The sequence below is a fragment of the Kitasatospora sp. MBT63 genome (assembly GCF_000710465.2).
Lineage (GTDB): Bacteria > Actinomycetota > Actinomycetes > Streptomycetales > Streptomycetaceae > Kitasatospora.
Genome location: NZ_JAIZ01000795.1, coordinates 1 through 384, shown reverse-complemented (window position 1 = coordinate 384; position 384 = coordinate 1). Strand labels below are relative to the sequence as shown.

Genomic DNA, 384 nt, shown 5'->3' with positions numbered 1-384 from the left:
CCTCGGCCGGGTCGAGCCCGCCGAGCCGCGCGGACCACGAGTTGCCGGCCGCCGTGTCGGGCAGCAGCCCGGCCTCGTCGGCCAGCTCCAGCACCTCGCCGGACGGCAGCGCGGGCGCCAGCCCGGTCACCGGCCAGGCGGCCGCCAGCGCGGGCATCGGGCGGAACCCCGGCGCGTGGACGACCGCGGCGCCGGGCGGCAGCGCCCCCTGCTCGCCGGCGGCCAGCAGCGCGTACGACTCGGGCGGGCGGCGCAGGGTCTGCGCGGCGTTGTTGACCAGGATGTCCAGCGGCCGCCCGTCGGCGCGCAGCCGCTCGCACAGGCCGAGCACCTGGCGCGGGTCCCGCAGGTCGATGCCGACCACGGTGAGCCGCTCCAGCCACT

General features: G+C 79.9%; 1 pseudogene. It reads right to left on the bottom strand.

What is annotated here, in order from left to right:
* A pseudogene (locus AA75_RS41565) lies at window positions 1–384 on the bottom strand (short-chain dehydrogenase); the annotation flags it as partial.